Annotated in this window: 16 protein-coding genes; 4 read left to right on the top strand and 12 right to left on the bottom strand. The window is 61.9% G+C overall.

Annotation, left to right across the window (positions count from 1 at the left end; all coding sequences use genetic code 11):
* Positions 1–276 precede the first annotated feature (276 nt).
* The 5 genes from purB to J2J99_RS11900 all read right to left on the bottom strand — a co-directional run bounded on the left by purB (position 277) and on the right by J2J99_RS11900 (position 4774).
* Complete coding sequence (gene purB, locus J2J99_RS11920) at positions 277–1584, bottom strand: adenylosuccinate lyase (RefSeq protein ID WP_168297013.1); 1308 nt, start codon at positions 1582–1584, stop codon at positions 277–279.
* Between the two features lie 130 nt (positions 1585–1714).
* Positions 1715–2191 carry a hypothetical protein gene (locus tag J2J99_RS11915; protein WP_168297014.1) on the bottom strand — a complete coding sequence of 159 codons (477 nt, stop codon included), beginning with the start codon at positions 2189–2191 and terminating at the stop codon, positions 1715–1717.
* A gap of 38 nt (positions 2192–2229) precedes the next feature.
* On the bottom strand, positions 2230–2955 hold the full coding sequence (locus J2J99_RS11910; protein ID WP_168297015.1) for a DUF2259 domain-containing protein: 726 nt from the start codon (positions 2953–2955) through the stop codon (positions 2230–2232).
* Positions 2952–3629: a ribulose-phosphate 3-epimerase gene (rpe, locus tag J2J99_RS11905; RefSeq protein ID WP_168297016.1), complete on the bottom strand. Its 678-nt coding sequence runs from the start codon at positions 3627–3629 to the stop codon at positions 2952–2954. The genes J2J99_RS11910 and rpe overlap by 4 nt, the downstream gene beginning before the upstream one ends.
* A gap of 62 nt (positions 3630–3691) precedes the next feature.
* The gene (locus tag J2J99_RS11900) at positions 3692–4774 is read right to left on the bottom strand and encodes an ABC transporter substrate-binding protein (protein WP_168297017.1); all 1083 of its coding nucleotides are present in this window, start codon (positions 4772–4774) and stop codon (positions 3692–3694) included.
* A gap of 281 nt (positions 4775–5055) precedes the next feature.
* Between J2J99_RS11900 and J2J99_RS11895 the strand changes: the two genes are divergently transcribed.
* Together J2J99_RS11895 and J2J99_RS11890 are read left to right on the top strand one after the other, a co-directional pair.
* Positions 5056–5550 carry a flavin reductase gene (locus J2J99_RS11895; RefSeq protein WP_168297018.1) on the top strand — a complete coding sequence of 165 codons (495 nt, stop codon included), beginning with the start codon at positions 5056–5058 and terminating at the stop codon, positions 5548–5550.
* A gap of 32 nt (positions 5551–5582) precedes the next feature.
* On the top strand, positions 5583–5903 hold the full coding sequence (locus tag J2J99_RS11890) for a TfoX/Sxy family protein (protein WP_168297019.1): 321 nt from the start codon (positions 5583–5585) through the stop codon (positions 5901–5903).
* Positions 5904–6170: 267 nt separating this feature from the next.
* Here J2J99_RS11890 and J2J99_RS11885 read toward each other — a convergent pair whose 3' ends face one another.
* From J2J99_RS11885 to J2J99_RS11865, 5 genes are all read right to left on the bottom strand, one after another.
* Complete coding sequence (locus J2J99_RS11885) at positions 6171–6593, bottom strand: NUDIX domain-containing protein (protein WP_168297020.1); 423 nt, start codon at positions 6591–6593, stop codon at positions 6171–6173.
* A 7-nt stretch (positions 6594–6600) separates the two neighbouring features.
* A complete protein-coding gene (locus J2J99_RS11880; protein ID WP_168297021.1) occupies positions 6601–8100 on the bottom strand; it encodes a DEAD/DEAH box helicase in 1500 nt (499 codons plus the stop codon).
* Positions 8101–8257: 157 nt separating this feature from the next.
* A complete protein-coding gene (locus J2J99_RS11875) occupies positions 8258–9580 on the bottom strand; it encodes a M23 family metallopeptidase (RefSeq protein ID WP_168297022.1) in 1323 nt (440 codons plus the stop codon).
* A gap of 104 nt (positions 9581–9684) precedes the next feature.
* The gene (locus J2J99_RS11870; protein WP_168297023.1) at positions 9685–10512 is read right to left on the bottom strand and encodes a ferritin-like domain-containing protein; all 828 of its coding nucleotides are present in this window, start codon (positions 10510–10512) and stop codon (positions 9685–9687) included.
* Positions 10509–10982 (bottom strand): peroxiredoxin, encoded by a 474-nt coding sequence (locus J2J99_RS11865; RefSeq protein WP_168297024.1) that lies wholly within the window; start codon positions 10980–10982, stop codon positions 10509–10511. The genes J2J99_RS11870 and J2J99_RS11865 overlap by 4 nt, the downstream gene beginning before the upstream one ends.
* Positions 10983–11107: 125 nt before the next feature.
* On the opposite strand from J2J99_RS11865, the gene J2J99_RS11860 reads away from it, so the two are divergent.
* Positions 11108–14506 (top strand): YhdP family protein, encoded by a 3399-nt coding sequence (locus J2J99_RS11860; protein WP_168297025.1) that lies wholly within the window; start codon positions 11108–11110, stop codon positions 14504–14506.
* Positions 14507–14524: 18 nt separating this feature from the next.
* Here J2J99_RS11860 and J2J99_RS11855 read toward each other — a convergent pair whose 3' ends face one another.
* The gene (locus tag J2J99_RS11855; RefSeq protein WP_168297026.1) at positions 14525–16186 is read right to left on the bottom strand and encodes an alpha-amylase family protein; all 1662 of its coding nucleotides are present in this window, start codon (positions 16184–16186) and stop codon (positions 14525–14527) included.
* Between the two features lie 187 nt (positions 16187–16373).
* Here J2J99_RS11855 and J2J99_RS11850 point away from each other — a divergent pair, with 187 nt between their 5' ends.
* Complete coding sequence (locus tag J2J99_RS11850; protein ID WP_168297027.1) at positions 16374–16655, top strand: hypothetical protein; 282 nt, start codon at positions 16374–16376, stop codon at positions 16653–16655.
* An 82-nt stretch (positions 16656–16737) separates the two neighbouring features.
* On the opposite strand, the gene tyrS is transcribed toward J2J99_RS11850, so the two are convergent.
* Entirely contained in the window at positions 16738–17994 is a 1257-nt protein-coding gene (gene tyrS, locus J2J99_RS11845) for a tyrosine--tRNA ligase (RefSeq protein ID WP_168297028.1), read from the bottom strand.
* Positions 17995–18109: the final 115 nt, after the last annotated feature.

The raw sequence follows: 18109 nt of genomic DNA, 5'->3' as shown, positions 1-18109 counted from the left end.
TGTGCAACGAAGGACTTGTGCACAGCGGTGTTCGTGTGGCGTGGTGAACTGGATCCCATTGGCAGTGAGCACGGTGTCATCTTGTAGGGAACGGCTGCAACAGGAGGAACTCGCGCGTGACGGCGGTGGTGGTCTTTTCTGTGCAGTTCGACGATCGATGACGAAACATGTCCCTATTCGGTGCGCTCCTCGGCAGTGTCGATGTGGAGTAGTCGATCGAATACCTCTTGAACTTCTTTCGCACCGACCTATCGCCTTCGACCCCTGGCCCGCAGCTCACGCTTCCCCAAACACCCGTCGGAAGATCGTATCGACATGCTTGGTGTGATACCCAATGTCGAACTTCTCCCGAATATCCTCCTCTGAAAGCGCAGCCCTGACCTCAGCATCGGCCAGCAGCTCCTCCAGAAAATCCTTGCCCTGTTCCCAGACCTTCATGGCGTTGCGCTGGACCAGGCGGTAGGCGTCTTCGCGGGAGGTGCCGGCCTGGGTCAGCGCCAGGAGAACGCGCTGAGAGTGGACGAGACCGCGGAACTTGTTGAGGTTCTTCTCCATATTCTCCGGGTAGACCAAGAGCTTTTCGATGACGCCGGCGAGGCGCGAGAGGGCGAAGTCGAGGGTGACGGTGGCGTCCGGGCCGATCATGCGCTCGACCGAGGAGTGGGAGATATCGCGCTCGTGCCAGAGGGCGACGTTCTCCATCGCCGGCAGGGCGTAGGAACGGACCATGCGGGCAAGGCCGGTGAGGTTTTCGGTCAACACCGGGTTGCGTTTATGCGGCATGGCCGAAGAGCCCTTCTGGCCGGGGGAGAAATATTCTTCGGCTTCCAGGACTTCGGTGCGCTGCAGGTGGCGGATTTCGGTCGCCAGGCGCTCGATCGAGGAGGCGACAACGCCGAGGGTGGCGAAATACATGGCGTGGCGGTCGCGCGGGATGACCTGGGTCGAGACCGGCTCGGCCTTCAGGCCGAGTGCGGCGGCGACGTGTTCCTCGACGCGCGGATCGATATTGGCGAAGGTGCCGACGGCGCCCGATATGGCGCAGGTCGCGACTTCCTCGCGAGCGGCGACGAGGCGCTGGCGGCAACGCTCGAATTCGGCATAGGCGAGCGCCAGCTTGACGCCGAAGGTGGTCGGCTCGGCATGGATGCCGTGCGAGCGGCCGATGGTGACGGTGTCCTTGTGTTCGAAGGCGCGCGTTTTCAGCGCTGCGAGCAGCCGGTCGAGATCGGCGATCAGAATATCGGTGGCGCGCACCAGCTGGACGTTGAAGCAGGTGTCGAGCACGTCGGATGAGGTCATGCCCTGGTGGACGAAGCGTGCATCCGGGCCGACGATCTCGGCGAGGTGCGTCAGGAAGGCGATGACGTCATGCTTGGTCACCGCTTCGATCTCGTCGATGCGAGCGACGTCGAAGGTGGCCGCACCGCCTTTTTCCCAGATGGTCTTTGCCGCCGACTTCGGGATGACGCCGAGTTCGGCCAGCGCGTCACAGGCATGCGCCTCGATCTCGAACCAGATGCGGAACTTGGTTTCAGGAGACCAGATGGCGACCATTTCGGGCCGGGAGTAACGCGGGATCATGGGCGGCTGCCTTCACTTCGAGAGGTTTAAGCATCAATGTTTTGTTTTTGCGCAATTTCGGGCGCAAGACTGCTGGAACACTTTTGCTGATATTGCTTCAGCGCCCCTGTAGCAAAGACGGGCGGCAATCTCAACGCATGCGTTTGGCAAGATAATAGCTGTTGACCACAAGGCAGACGAGACCGAGCGGCAGGAAAAGGCGCAGGCCGATCACCAGGAACTGGTAGACGGCGCTGATGCTGGTGAAGATGAACTGGAAGATCCAGATGCCGCTTCCGAAGGGCGCGTGCCAGCGCGAATAAAAGATCCGATATTCCATCGCGAAGAGGAAGGCGGTCATCGCGATCGTGGCCGCGATCAGCGTCACGAAAAAGGCGGCGAAACGCGCCTCCGGCGGCTTGCCATAGGCGAGGAAGCGGGCGGTCGGCAAAGCAAAGGGCCAGGCGAGCAGACCGCCGAGGAAATAGAGCGCGGCGACTTCGGCAAGGCGGCTCGTCTCCAGGCCGTTGCGCAGATAAAGGCCGAGCATGGCGGAGACGAGCATCTGCATGCCCCAGAGCGGCGCGCCGGCAACCAGATCGGGGTAGGGTGGCAATGCCGCTCGCATGCGGCTCCTCCGGCCCTCCACTCTGGAATGATCCCGGCTCAGGGATGAACCGGGACGGCGATCCAGCGCCCGTTCCTCTCAGCATCGAAGGCGAGGACGAGCGCAATGTGAATTTGATTTCCGCCTTCCGGCTGGTAGACCACCGCGCCGCCGATCCTGAATTCGACCGAGCATGTGCGCTCGGCCGGAACAGCCGTTGCCTGCCGCGCCGCCTGACGGTTCGGGACACCTTCCTTCTCGATCATCTGCAGGTTGAAACCGAGGACCCGCTTGTCGACTGTTGCGCATTCCTTCGGCGGCGGCACCGGCATCTCGCCGAGTGAGAGCGTATAGGGCGTCTTCGGCGGCCCATCGATCGCGAGTGTGGTGTAGCGAAGCGTCTTCGAGGGCGAGCCGAGCTCGGTTGGCGGGTTGAAGGCGGCAATCAGACCCGGATTTGTCAGAAGGTCGTACTTATCCATCTGGCTGCGCGCCGCCGTCAGGTTCTGGCGGCGGGCCTTGGAAAGATTGGCGTCCTTATCCGTCAGTTCGGTGCGAAAGGGGGTGCCCTCGAGATATTGGCCACTGTCGGTATTGATGAAATAGGTTTCCGAATAGGGAGTCTTGCTGTTCTCTTTGATGCCGAATTCCTGAAATGCGAAGACCTTGCCGTCGGCGGAAAAACCGATCGGCTGGATGCTGGCAATGTCTCCGGCCAGTGACAAGCCGGGCAGGCCGGCCAATGCGGTGGCAAGCGTGCCGCCAATGATCAGACGCTTCTTCATGTTCGTGCCCCTTCGGCTGCCTGACGCAATTCGGCGACGGTCCTACGGTAGCTGTCGACCGTACCGCCCTTGAAAATTGCCGAGCCGGCCACGAGGACGTTGCCCCCGGCGCGGGCGATATCAGGCGCCGTCTCCACCGTCACGCCGCCGTCGACCTCGAGCTCGATCGGTCTGTCGCCGATCAGTGACTTTGCCGCTGCGATCTTGGCTGCCATTGCCGGAATGAACTTCTGTCCGCCGAAGCCGGGATTGACCGACATGATGAGGATGAGGTCGACATCGTCGAGCACGTTCTCGATGGCGCTGAGCGGGGTTGCCGGATTGAGCGTCACGCCGACCTTCTTGCCGAGATTGCGGACGGTCTGCAGCGACCGGTGCAGATGCGGCCCGGATTCGGCATGGACGGTGATGCGGTCGCAGCCGGCCTTGGCGAAAGCTTCGAGATAATCGTCGACCGGCGAGATCATCAAGTGGCAGTCGAAGGTGGCGTCAGTGTAGGCGCGCAGCGACTTGATGACATCGGGGCCGAAGGAGATGTTCGGCACGAAATGCCCGTCCATCACGTCGAGGTGGATCCAGTCGGCTCCGGCGGCGGTGACATTGCGCACCTCCTCGCCGAGCCTGGCGAAATCCGCCGCGAGGATCGAGGGGGCAATGCGAATGGGCAGCGTCATCAAGTCTTACTCCCGTATGGGCGCCATGCGAGCACGGTGCCGGAATTCAGGCTGGCGGCCGCTCATTGCGTCGGCGCACCCGGTGGAAAAAAGCCGTTGCCGCGCCATTCAAGCAGGCGGTACGGGTTTTGCGACAGTTCATGCGTGCCGGTGAAGGCGACGGCACCGACCGGGGTCTGAAATGTCGCGCCAAGCAGCGTCTCCTGGAGGGGCTTGCCGGCCGCCGCGGCGGCTTCGGCTGCCTGGCCGGCAATCAGTGCCGCCGCCAGCGACGGCAGGACATAGCCTTCCGGCTCGATCCCTTTGGCGCGCAACGTTTCGGCCGTCGCCGCGGCTTCCGGCAGAACGGCATATTCGGGCAGGGCGACGGCGCGCACGCCGGGCTCGAGCGGCAGTGGCTGATCGGCGGCGCGCATGGCGTCGCCGCCGAGGATGGAGAGCGGAATGTTCTCGGCCTTGGCGTCGCGGGCGATGACGGCGAGGTCGTTACGGTCGCCGCCGACGAAGACCCGGGTGGCGCCGGCCCGCTTCAGCCGGCGGACAAGAGCGATCTGCTGCTCCTGCCCCGGACGATAGTTATCCGTGAAGACCGGCTTCAAGCCGTTCTGTTCCAGCGTATTGCGCACCGCTTCCGTCAGTTCGCGGCCGTGAATAGTGCCGTCCTCGATCAGGGCGATCGGATCGGCAGCCCAGTCCTTCAGGATCACTTCATTGATCTTTGCAGCCTCGGCGCCATCGGCAGGCGCCATGCGGAAGAACGGCCAGCCGTTTTTCAGCGCATCCTCCATCAGGATGCGGGAGCGTACGGAGACGGTGATCGCCGGGATATGCGCATCCTTCAGCTTCGGCAGGGCGCCCTCCAGCGTCTCGCTGCAGAGAAAGCCGACGGCGATCTGCACCTTGGCGGCGACAAGCGCATCGGCGACGGCCGCGCCGCTATTGTCCTCGCAGGTTTCGTTGACGGCGACGAGCGTGTTGCCCGACTGCTGGATCTCGAAACCGGCGCCGGCGGCAATCTGGGCGCCGAGCAGGGCGAGCGGGCCATTCTGGGGTGCGACGACACCGATCGTCACGCCGGCCGCATAGCCTTGCGCCGCCGCTCCCAGCAGCATCAAAACGGCTGCTATGCCACGCATGTAGATCATGAAAGGCGGAGATCCCTAGCCATCGTCCATGCCCTTTTAGCCGCAAGGCAGCGATCGTCAAAGAAAAACAAGCGTAACTCCATGCTTTTCATCGGTCCTATTGTAGAAAAGGTAACCCATGCTCGCCATATTGGCGCGATGGAAAGTCGAACTGCAGCGCAGGGCGTCCTTTCGGTGACGCAATGGACGCTGCAGCACTATGAATTGCTGCGTATTTTGTCCTCAAATCGATTCCGATTTATGGATGTATGCAGTCGGCAGAACAGCGCACGGAGAAGCAGGTGTTGAACAGGCAGCATATCGACCCCGGCCTTTATCGGGATGCCATGAGCCGTTATGCCGGCCATGTGCAACTCGTGACGACGGCGATGGAAGGCATCCGCCGGGGCGTCACCATCACCGCCGCCTGCTCGGTCTCGGATAATCCGGCCTCGGTCCTGATCTGCCTCAACAACACCAATCCGAAGAACGAGATATTTTTCCGCAGCGGCATCTTCGTGCTGAATACGCTCGGCGCTCACCACCAGGGCGTCGCCGACGCTTTCTCCGGACGCACCGCGCTTACCGATGAGGAGCGCTTCGTCAGCGCTCGCTTCGACAGGCTCGTCACCGGTGCGCCGGTCCTTGCCGATGCGCTTGCCGCCTTCGACTGCCGGGTGACCGACATCAAAGAGATGCCGACCCATAACGTCATCTTCGGCGAAGTCGCGGCCGTCCGCTTCAGCGAGAAGCACCCGGCGCTCATCTACATGAACCGGGATTATCACACGCTGTGATCGCAACAGCCGGAATTTCAAGGGAATAGAGAATGGACAATGCCGGGATCGAGGAAATGTTTCAGGGGCTCGGCCCCGTCACGATCAAGCGCATGTTCGGCGGCAAAGGCATTTATCACCTCGGGCGCATCATTGCAGTCGAAGTGCGCGACGAGATGCTGCTGAAGGCCGATGAGACAAGTGCCCCGGAATTTGCCGCCGCCGGCGCCACGCAATGGGCCTATGATGGCAAGAAGGGCAAGCCGGTGAAGATGCCCTATTGGTCGATTCCCGAAGAGGCCTATGACGATCCCGATCTGATGGCGAAATGGGTAAGGCTTGCCTATGAGGCGGCGCTACGCGCCGAGGGCTAAAGCCTTTCCTGGTTAGATTGAACCATTCCGCCGAAGCAGGTTTTCGTCAGGGCAGAGGCGATCGGCGACGGGCCTACCCCTCGGTACGTCCGAGCCGATCGCCTCTGATCCTGGCTAGAGATGCCCGGCCTGCGGGCCGCACCGCTTCGCCATGGCGAAGCGATCAGTGCGTCAGCCGGCTAGAGCTGGGCTACGACGCGCGCCGGCCGGTCGACCATCCGACTCCGTTTGAGCCAACAGAATGCTTCAATCTAACCAGGAAAGGCTCTAACCGCGTTCGGCAGCCGGCAAAGCTGCTATTGCCGCCCTGGTGAAGGCCGACAGCGGCATGGGCAAATCCGTCAAGGCAAACCAGCCGAAATCCGAAAGCTTGTCCGGTTCGGTCAATTGCGGCTCGCCGTCAATGTCGCGGGCGAGATAAAGAATAGACATCCAGTGCTGGCGGTCGGCATCAATGATCTGTTCGGTCACGCCGATCCGTTCGATCCGGCCGATCTTGAGGCCGGTTTCTTCTTCGGCCTCGCGACGCGCGGCTTCTTCAGCCGGCTCCATGTGATCCACCTTGCCGCCGACAATGTTCCAGTAGCCGGCTTCAGGCGGATTCACCCGTTTGTAGAGCAGGATCCTGTCGTCTCGCAGGATCACCAGACCAACGCCGAGGCCCGGGAAATCAAGGCCGGGCCTGCCCATCGGACGTTCAGACCTTGGCGCTACCGGCGATCAGCATGAAGGCCGGGATGTCGTCGCCAAAACCGACGGGGGTCGGGCCGTCGTCGTGATCGCGATGACGGCGGCGGTCGCGGCTGTCGTCGTTTGCCGGGTAGGGCCGATTGTTGCGCGCATTGTTTTGCGGCTTCTGCTCTGCTTTGCGCTCGTTCTTCAAGACTTCGGCCCTTGCTGGTGCTGCTTCGATCACTTGGACGTCATTATCCCGGATGTCGTTGTCAGATTTATGACTCGCAGCGCCGCGATTGCCGCGTCCGCGCCCACGATCCTTGTCGCTGCGCTCGCGTCCGTTGCGGCGCGGACGGTCACTGTCCTTGCCTTCTTCGGCAGGCGGCAGCGAGTTCAGATCGCCATTCAGCCATTCGACCTTTTCACCGATCAGCTTCTCGATCGCGTCGACGAATTTGGTGTCGCGCTTGGTCACGAGCGTGAAGGCAGCACCCGAGCGGCCGGCACGGCCGGTGCGGCCGATGCGGTGGACATAATCCTCGGAGTGGATCGGCACGTCGAAATTGAAGACGTGGCTGACATCGGGAATGTCGAGGCCGCGGGCGGCGACATCGGAAGCAACCAGCAGCTGGAGATTGCCGTCGCGGAAGCTCTGGAGCATCGTCGTGCGGGAGCGCTGATCCATGTCGCCATGCAAGGCGCCGACGGAGAAGCCGTGGCGTTCAAGCGAGCGAAAGAGATCGGCGACGTCCTTTTTACGGTTACAGAAGATGATGGCGTTCTTCAGTTCCGTCTGGGCACGGACGAGTTCGCGCAGAACGGCGCGCTTCTCGTAATCCTTGCTGTGCGAAGCGACAAAGCGCTGCGTGACCGTCTTGGCAGCCGAAGCCGGTTTTGCCACTTCGATGCGTTCCGGATTCTGCAGGAACCGGTCGGCGAGCTTCTGGATTTCCGGCGGCATGGTCGCCGAGAAGAACAGCGTCTGACGGGTGAAGGGAATGAGCTTTGCGATGCGCTCGATATCGGGGATGAAGCCCATGTCGAGCATGCGGTCGGCCTCGTCGATGACGAGGATCTCGACGCCGCTCATCAACAGCTTGCCGCGCTCGAAATGGTCGAGCAGACGGCCGGGCGTGCAGATCAGTACGTCGGCGCCGCGCTCAAGCTTGCGGTCCTGGTCTTCGAAGGACACGCCGCCGATCAGCAGCGCGACGTTCAGACGGTGGTTCTTGCCGTATTTCTCGAAATTCTCGGCGACCTGAGCGGCGAGCTCGCGGGTCGGCTCGAGGATCAGCGTACGGGGCATGCGCGCGCGGGCGCGGCCCTTTTCCAGAAGTGACAGCATCGGCAATACGAAGGACGCCGTCTTGCCGGTGCCTGTCTGCGCGATGCCGCAAATATCGCGGCGCTCGAGCGCAAAGGGAATGGCTCCCGCCTGTATAGGTGTGGGGATCGTATAGCCCGCGTCGGTAACAGCGGATAACACTTTTTGGCTCAAGCCAAGGTCAGCGAATGTCGTCAAAGGGAAAACTGTTTCCGTTCCGGTTCGGCCGAGCTCTGAACGAGTCGGCGGGATTGCATGCCGCAATGCAGCGCGACATAGCCCCGAATGGCCGGCAAGTCAAGAAATAGAGAGGCCGCACTCCATGCAGAGTGATGCGATGGTTACCGGGTGGGTATTACTTGATGTAGGCGGCGAGTTTAAGTCCGGCATTCATGAAATATACTGGATCGACCGCCTGGCCGTTCTGACGCACTTCATAGTGAAGATGGGTACCGGTTGAGCGGCCGGTGCTGCCGGCAAGGCCGATGACATCGTTGCAGCCGACCGTGTCGCCGACTTTGACGAGAACCTGTGACATATGGCCATAGCGCGTCGAGATGCCGTTGCCGTGGTCGACCTCGACCATATTGCCGTAGCCGCCGGTCCAGCCGGCGGTGATGACCGTGCCGGGGGCGGTCGGGCGGATCCTCTCGCCCGGCGAAAAGCGGAAGTCGATGCCGGAATGGAGTGCGAGGCGGCCGAGGAACGGGTCACGGCGGTTGCCGAAGGGGCTGGTGACTTCCTTGCCGATGGCGGGATTGCGGAAGGGCAGGGACTCGGCAGTGCTGCGCACGGCCTCCAGCCGGGTCAGCGCGCCGTCGAGGGCGGCCAGCGAATTGTTGAAGTCGTCGTTGCTCTCGGGTTCCAGATAAGGGCCGCCGACGGCGCTCTCTTCCTCCTGCCTGGCGGCGGCCGTCTCCTCGGGCACCGGAATCTTGAAGCGGGTCAGCACGGTCTCGATGGCGCTGGCGGCGTTGCCGGCGTCATTCGTCAGCTGCTCGACGCGATTGCGCTGGTCCTGCTCGACATCCTTCAGCGACAGCGTCACCTTGGAGAAGATCCGGTCGGCGCGGTCGCCGACCGTCTCGGCGGAAGGCACATAGGCAAGAGTCGAATTGTCGGGCGTCGCGTCGGCGGGCGCGCCGCTCGCCAGCTGTCTCTCGATCGCTTCAATGCCGCCGGTGAGGGAGGCGCGCTTGTCCTTGATATCGGGAGCAAAGGACTGCACGGGTGATGACTGAGCGGGCAGGGCGCCGTCTTTTTCCGTCAGGCCGGAACTTTCGGCGCGGTCGAGCAGGTTGTCGAGCTTGCCGTGGCGCGAGGTCAGCGCCATCTGCTGCTCCATCAGCTTGTCGACCTTGTCCTCGACCACCTGCTGGTCCAGAAGCTGGCGGGAGGTGATGCGGTCGACCTGCGCGCGAAGAGCAGCGATGCGATCCTCGTAGTCATGCTGCATGCGGGCCTGACGCGCCATGGTGGCGCCGATCAGGTCGTCGCGCAGCACAAGGTAGGAGGTCGCCAGGAGGTAGCCGATCGCGAAGACGCCGACGAAGCAGAAGGCCAGTGCCGCCATCCATGGCCGGACCGTCACGTGGCGCACCTTGTCGCCGCTTGCCAGGATGAGGATGTGTTCCTGTGCCCGCCTGCCGAATACCCGGTGCTGATGTCCGCTGTTCACGCAGGCTCTCCCGATTGATGCTCTACGCCTCTTTCGGAAATTAGACACCGTTATGGTTAATGAATGCTTTCACGGCCGTCATTTACGTCAGAAAATCAATCACCTTAGGCGTGGCTGATCGACGCGAGCGAACGGTAGAAGGATGGCGTCAGACCTGCTTCTGCACGGGCGAGATCGTTGAACGGCGGCTTCAGCGGTCCACGGAAATTGGCGCGCACCAGCTCCTGAAAGGCCTTTGCGGGGTCCCGCTTTTCCCGCGCGCAGAGGAAGCGGAACCATTTGGCGCCGACGGCGACATGGCCTTTCTCGTCGTTATAGATGACGTCGAGGACGGCAGCGCTTTCGAGATCGCCGGTCTCGCGCATTTTGGCCTGCAGCGACGGTGTGACGTCGAGGCCGCGGGCTTCGAGAATCAGCGGCACGACGGCGAGCCTTGCCGTCAGGTCGTTACGCGTCGAGTGCGCGGCCTGCCAGAGCCCGTCATGGGCGGGGAGATCGCCGTAATCGGCGCCGAGATCGTTGAGGCGCGCACGCACCATGCGGAAATGTTTCGCCTCCTCGAAGGCGACCTGCATCCAGCCGTCGAAGAAGGAATTCGGCACCGGCTCGATGGCGAACCGCGCGACGATATCGAGCGCCAGGTCGACGGCGTTGAGCTCGATATGCGCGATGGCATGCAGCAGGGCGATGCGGCCTTTCAGCGTGTGCAGCGAGCGCTTCTCTACCTGGGTCGGCGGCGTCAGCACTGGTTTTTCGGGGCGACCGGGCCTCTCCGGCAGGGAAGCGTCGAGCGGCGAGCGCAGCGACACCCGGCGGGCGAACCAGCGGATGGCGCTTTCCTGCGCAAGGGCTGTCTTGCGGTCGAGATCGGCCGAGCGGATGGCGTCGATCGCGCCGCCGCGTAGTGAGGTTATGGCGAGATCATTGCTCACGCGGCCAGATTCCTGACGGCCTCGAGCACGGTTTCGGCATGACCCTGCACTTTCACCTTCTGCCATATCGTGGCAATCGTGCCGTCCTGGCGGATAAGGAAAGTGGTGCGTTCGACGCCCATGAAATTGCGGCCGTACATGCTCTTTTCCTTCCAGACGCCATAGGCCTGCAGCGTTGTCTTCTCTTCGTCCGAGGCAAGCGCCACCGAAAGACGGTATTTCCTGATGAACTTGTCATGGCAGGCGACCGAATCGGGCGACATGCCGATCACGGCAGCACCGGCTGCTTCAAACTCCGGCGCCAGCGCCGTGAAAGCCAGCGATTCGGCGGTGCAGCCTGTTGTGTCATCCTTGGGATAGAAGAACAGCACCAGCGGCTTGCCGTGAAAATCGGAAAGCGAGATACGGCCGCCGCCGTCGCGGGGAAGATTGAAATCGGGGGCCAGGGCACCGATGCCGGGAACCGCCATTGGGAAAACCTTTCTTTTGCCGGGTTTGTGGATGACACTCTCTCTCCCCGAATTATATAGTGGACGGAAACCCGTCCAGCATGGCCGGGTTCAATTCTTCGATTTAAAGGAGAGCCCGAGGGCGCATGTCAGCCATCCGCGGCGAAAAGGTCACGTTTCGCAAGAAGGATATCGTTGCGCTGGACCGCTTGCCGTCCGCCCAGGCCGAGGATCCGATCATCGTTCATTGCCCGCCGCCGCGTTCGCCGATGCGACGCACGGCGAAGCTGACCTGCGGCTTTCTGGGATTGATTCTCCTGATTCTCGGGGGCATCGTCTTCACCGTCGAGAGTGGCATGTTCGACAAGCCGCTGACGCAGCAGGCGCAGGCGGCGCTGAACGGTGTGGCCGGACCGCGCTACCGCGCCGAAGTCGGCTCCGCCGACATCCGCTTCACCTCTGACTTCCGGCTGGCGCTGGAAGCGCGCAACGTCAATATGATCGACCAGCAAAGCGGCCAGCACCTGTCGACCACGGGTTCGGTGCGGCTGGGGCTCGATCCGCTGCAGCTTTTTCGCGGCCGTATCGCCGTCGCCGATATCGAAGCGGAGGATATCGCGCTCGATACCGCGCTTCTGCCCTCCGGCAACCCCGTCAAGCTCGACGATCTGCGCATCGACGCGATGCCGGCGGCGATGGAGAAGATTTTCTCGCAGCTCGACATGTTCGACAGCATCGTCACACGCGGTTCGACCAATTCCGTGCGCATCTCCGGTATCGACATCAAATTCGCCGATACCGCAACCGGCCCGTTGTCGCTCGTCGTCGACAATCTCGTCTTTGCGCATGCCGGACCATCCTCGCTGCAATTGACAGGCGAGGTTGCACTGAACGGTGAGGCGGCGGAGCTCGACGTGCTGGCCGAGAAGGACGGCGGCCAGGTGTCGAAGGTGGTGGCGACGCTCAAGCACGCCGATCTCACGCCCTTTGCGTTGAAACGCAATGATCAGGGTGTGATCCGGCAGGGGCTCAGCGCCTTCGCCGACCTGACGGTGTCGGCGACCAGGGAACGCGACGGGGTCCAGCCTGCGCTTGCCGCTACGGTCGATATCGATCCCGGCCTGATTTATGCGGATGGCGATCGGCAGGAACTGTCGGGCGGACAAATCAACCTGGTCTACGATTTCGCCAAGCAGACGCTGGAGATCGCCCGGTCGAACGCCCGATTCGGCGCGACCACGGTTCCCCTCAACGGCGCGCTGATCGATCTCGACAAGCTCGATCCCAAAGCCGGCAAGGGCTTCGGCATCGACCTGCTTGTCAGCGGCGGCACCGCCGCGCCTGGCGGTTCCGGCGAACAGCCGCTCTCCTTCGATATTCAGGCGACCGGACGTTATATGGTCGCCGGCCGGGAATTCCTGTTTCCCAACATGACCGTTTCCAGTCCGCTCGGCGCGCTTTACGGCGCGTTGCACATCAGGCTCGGCGATGAGTCACCGGAAATCAGCTTCGCCGGCCAGTCCAGAGAGTTGCAGACAACGGCTATCAAGCAGCTCTGGCCGTTCTGGATGGCGCCGAAGGTGCGCACATGGGTGCACGGCAATCTCTTCGGCGGCACCCTCACCGACGCTGCCATATCCGTCTTCATTCCGTTCGGACGGCTTGACGAAGCAGCCGGCGGCAAGGGATTGAAGCTCGATGCCAACCAGATCCGCATCGGCTTCGACATTGCCGGCGCGCGGATGAACGTTGCCGGTGACATTCCGCCGGTGCGCGATACCGCGGCGCATTTCGACCTGACTGGTCCTGTTGCGACGATTTCGATCAAGAGCGGCACTTCCTATTTCCCCTCCGGCCGGTCCGTCAGACTCGGGCAGGGAACGTTCGTCATACCCTCCGCCTACGACAAACCGCTGATGGCCGATATCGATCTTGCGGTATCGGGTGCGGCGGACGCCGTCGGCGAGCTCCTGACCTACAAGCCGATCCAGGTGCTGCAGCGCGCCGGCTTTACGCCCGACGATTTCAAGGGGCACATCGACGCGAACGTGAAGGCGCATTTCGGTCTGCTCTCCTCGCAGAACCCGCCGCCGGCCGAATGGACGGCGGCAATGAAGCTTGCGGACGTCAATCTCGCCAAGCCGTTTTCCGGCCGGACGATCAGCAATCTCGACGGCACATTGAACGGCAACCCGAAACAGATCACACTCGATGCCAAGGCTGAGATCGACGGCGTCCCGGCCGATATCGACCTTACCGAGCCGGTCGAGGCGTCCGACAGCGCGGCGCGGCAGCGGGTGATCACCGCGACGCTCTCCGAGGAGCAGCGCAACAGGCTGGTGCCCGGTCTTTCCGGCATCGTCGGCGGCAGCGTGAAGATGGTGCTGACGCGGATCGACGAGGACCGGCAGGACGTCCAGCTGGATCTCACCAGATCGCTGCTCGAACTGCCCTGGATCGGCTGGTCGAAGGGCAGCGGCATTGCCGCCATGGCCGAATTCGAAACATCCGGCCCGACCGACAATATCCAGATCCGGAACTTCCGGCTGAAGGGCGATGGTTTCGGCGCCAGCGGTGCGCTGAATGTCGGCAAGGCGGGGCTGATTTCGGCCGACTTCGACAGCGTCAAGCTCTCTTCGCTTGATGATTTCACCCTGTCGGTGAAGCGCAGCAAAGGCAATTTCGACGTTTCCGTCTCCGGCGACAGCGCCGATGCGCGGCCGGTTATCGCGCGGTTGAAATCGGGCTCCGGCGACGATGCTGGCGGGGACGCCGACAATACCGGCGTATCGGTGCGCGCCAAGCTGAAAAATGTCATCGGCTTCAACGACGAGAAGGTCGGCAACTTCCAGGCGCAGCTGTCACTGCGCGGCGACAAGTTGCAGGCCCTGAATTTTTCCGGCGTCACCGACAGCGGCGAAGCCGTTGTCAGCCAGATGAAGGACGGCGGCGTCATCAACATCACCAGCGGTGATGCCGGCGCAGTCTCGCGTTTCGCCGATCTCTACCAGCACATGCAGGGCGGCCTGCTCAATCTGGCGATCCGGTTGGGGGCTGAGGGCGGCTGGGACGGCTCGCTCGATGTCCGCCGTTTCTCGATCGTCAACGAGCAGCGCCTGCGTTCGATCGTCTCGACACCCGTCGGAAACGAGCAGCGCAGCCTCAACGAGGCCGTCAAACGCGACATCGACACTTCGTCGCAACGCTTCCAGCGCGGCTTTGCCCGCATCGTCTCGCGCAACGGCATGATCGGTATCGAGAACGGGGTGCTGCGCGGCGACCAGATCGGCGCGACCTTCCAGGGTGTGGTGCGCGACCGCAAGGGCAATATGGATATGACCGGCACCTTCATGCCGGCATACGGACTCAATCGCCTGTTCGCCGAACTGCCGCTGATCGGTGTGATCCTCGGCAATGGCAGCGACCGCGGCCTGATCGGCATCACCTTCAAGCTGACCGGCAAGTTCGATCAGCCGAACCTGCAGATCAACCCGCTATCGATCATCGCGCCCGGTGTTTTCCGGCAAATCTTCGAGTTTCAGTAAGACGGGCAAGGCTGGATCCTAAAATTCCTTGCGCCTGAGGAGATAGTCGAGGCCGCCGAGACGATACCAGCGATAGCCGTAGGCATCGAGCCGAACGGTGTGACGGCCTTTCTGGTCCGCGCTGCTGCTTGCGCCATCGGCAATATCGATCAGTTGTCGCCCATCTTCACCGATATCGGGGTCGAAGGTCACTTCCGCCGGCTGCGCATGCAGATTGTGCAGGATCAGGATGGAATTGCCGCGCCAGTCGTAACGAAGCGCAAGCACGCCGTCATCGCCGGTGTCGACCACGGAGAAATCCCCCCAGCCGATCTCGGGGGCTTCCTTGCGCATTCGGATCATCCGCTCGGTCCAGTTCAGCAGCGAATTCGGATCGCGCCGCTGTTCGGCGACATTGATATGCTCGAAGCCGTAGGGTCCGTCCTTGATCACAGGCGTGATCGGTTTCGGGCTTTTGGTGAAGCCGCCTTCCGGCTCCGTCGACCACTGCATCGGCGTGCGGGCGCAATCGCGCTCCGGCAGGTTCAGATCGTCGCCCATGCCGATCTCGTCGCCATAACGGATAACGGGCGTCCCCGGCAGCGAAAACAGCAGGCTGTAGGCCATTTCGATCCTGCGGCGGTCGCCGCCAAGCATGGGCGCCAGCCGGCGGCGAATGCCGCGGTCATAGAGTTGCATGTCCTTGTCGGGTCCGAATTCGGCAAAGACCGCGCCGCGCTGTTTGTCCGTTAGTCGCCCGAGGTCCAGTTCGTCGTGGTTGCGCAGAAAGAGGCCCCATTGCGCGGTTGCCGGCCGCGGTTTCGTTGCCTCCATCGCCTTCTTCAGCGGCCGCGTATCTGCGCTGGCGAGGGCGTAAAACAGCGCCTGATTGACCTGGAAATTGAACATCATCTGCATACGGTCGCCATCGTCGCCGAAATATTCGAAATTGTCCTTCGGCAGAATATTGGCCTCCGCCAGCACGATGGAATCGCCGAGGCGCCATTGGAGGAATTCGCGAAACTTCCGCAGCATGTCGAACTGCTCGACCGGCTTGGTGACCTCGGCGCCCTTGGTGGCGATGATGAAGGGGGCGGCGTCCATCCGGAAGCCCGAGACGCCGAGCTGGATCCAGAAGCCCATGATCTTGAGGATCTCAGCCTGCACGTCCGGGTTTGATGTATTCAGATCGGGCTGGTGATCGTAGAAGCGGTGGAAGTAATAGGCCTTGGCTTTTTCGTCATAGGTCCAGGTCGTTTTCTGGACGCCGGGGAAGACCATGCCATGATCGGCATTCGCAGGCTTTTTGTCCGACCAAACGTACCAGTCGCGATGGCGAGATTGCGGATCGCTCCTGGCCTCTTCGAACCAGGGATGATCCTTCGAGGTGTGATTGATCACCAGATCGATCAACACCCGGATGCCACGCTGTTTGGCACCATGGGTAAATTCGACGAAATCGCCGAGCGAGCCATAGCGCGGGTCGACATTGTAATAATCAGAGACATCGTAGCCGTCGTCGCGACCGGGCGAAGTCTGGAACGGCATGAGCCAGATTGCCGTCACGCCGAGGCCGGAGAGATAATCGAGACGGCGCATCAGGCCCTGAAAATCACCGACGCCGTCGCCGTTCGCATCCATGAAGGTCTCGACGGACAGGCAGTAGATGACTGCGTTCTTATACCAGAGGTCGTTGATCATGCCGGCGCTCCAAATGCATCTGGACGCAAATCCCACCGGGCGGAAAAGGTTCCGGGCAGGCGGTGAGTGCTGCGCGGCTGACGGGCAGGCTCGGCCTACAATTTCGTGATCGATGCCGAAGCATTTTAGATTGTTCTGATGTAAGATAACGTTAGGCCGAAAAAACCCATGGCCGGCGGAGAATGCCATGCCGTGCGCCCGGACAATCTCTTTCGCATCTGCCGCCGTGATCGCAATCACGTTTGGCCAGCAGTTTTCCTATGCCGCAGAAAAAGGAGCGCGACTGAGGCCGCAGACCATCCGCTCCGACCATATCCTCATGGTTCCCCTCGACGCGACGGTGACGCCGCCGATCTTCTCGATCAGTTGGTGGTCACGCGTGCCACCCGCTACAGATATCAATCCGCCACCCTATATCTTTCAAGCGGTCGAACGGATGGATGCGACATCTCGGCCTGGTGTTCAGTAATCGTCTATCGCCAGCGCCTTCAGCGAAATGAAAAAGGCCGGCTCAGCGACGGCCATTGTCTCTGTTTCCCATTTGCCGCCGCTCACGCCGCTCGGCGGATCAGGATGTGCTTCTTCTTGCCGAGTGAGAGCTTGATGACGCCGTCGGCGGTGATCTCGTCGCTGCCGATCAGGCGGCGTTCGTCGCTGACCGCCTCGTCGTTGATGCGGACCGCACCGCCTTGGACGTGGCGGCGGGCCTCACCGTTGGAGCCGGCAAGGCCGGCGCGGACCATCAGCGACAGCAGGCCGATGCCGCCGTCGAGTTCGGTGGCCGGGATGTCGACGGAAGGCAGGTTTTCCGAAAGGCCACCCTCCTCGAAGGTCTTGCGCGCCGTTTCCGCTGCCTGTTCGGCAGCTGCGCGGCCGTGCAGGATCGCCGTGACTTCGGTTGCGAGGATCTTCTTGACCTCGTTCAGTTCCGAACCGCCGATCGCCGAAAGCCGTGCGATTTCATCCATCGGCAGGGTGGTGAAGAGCTTGAGGAAGCGCGGCACATCGGCGTCCTCGGTGTTGCGCCAATATTGCCAGAAGTCATAAACAGGCAGCAGATCGGCATTTAGCCAGACCGCGCCGGATGCCGATTTGCCCATCTTGGCGCCGGACGACGTCGTCAGCAGCGGCGAGGTCAGTGCATAGAGCTGCGGCGTCCCCATGCGGTGACCGAGATCGATGCCGTTGACAATATTGCCCCACTGATCCGAACCGCCCATCTGCAGACGACAATCGTAGCGCTTGGCCAGCTCGACGAAATCATAGGCCTGGAGGATCATGTAATTGAATTCCAGGAAAGACAGCGACTGTTCGCGGTCAAGGCGCGTCTTCACGCTGTCGAAGGACAGCATGCGATTGACCGAGAAATGGCGGCCGACATCGCGCAGGAACTCGAGGTAATTCAACGAGCGCAGCCATTCGGCGTTGTTGATCATCAGCGCGGCATTGCCTGATTTCTCGTAATCGAGATAGTTCGAGAAGCAGCTCTTGATCGAAGCGATATTCTGCTCGATCGTCTCGATCGTCATCAGCTTGCGCGCTTCCTCCTTGAAGGAGGGGTCGCCGACCATGCCGGTGCCGCCGCCCATCAGGGATATCGGGCGGTGGCCCGTCGCCTGCAGCCAGTGCAACATCATGATCTGCGTGAGATGACCGACGTGGAGGCTGGATGCCGTCGGGTCGTAGCCGATATAGGCCGTCACGGTTTCCTTGGCGAACAGGTCGTCGAGGCCGCGCTCATCAGAGATCTGATGAATGAAGCCGCGTTCTTTCAGCGTGCGGAGGAAATCGGACTTGAACTCGGACATGGCTTTCGTCTCTTGGTGTCTGCGCTCGGTCCCGTGTGGCCTTACGCAACTTCGTTGTTGTTGATCTGTCGCGGCGCGTTTAGCACTGTTTTTACAAAAGTGCATCCGGGAATCG

The sequence above is a fragment of the Rhizobium binae genome (genome assembly GCF_017357225.1).
Taxonomy (GTDB): Bacteria; Pseudomonadota; Alphaproteobacteria; order Rhizobiales; family Rhizobiaceae; genus Rhizobium; species Rhizobium binae.
The sequence above is the reverse complement of the archived record's forward strand: the minus strand, read 5'-3'. Positions and strand labels throughout refer to the sequence as shown.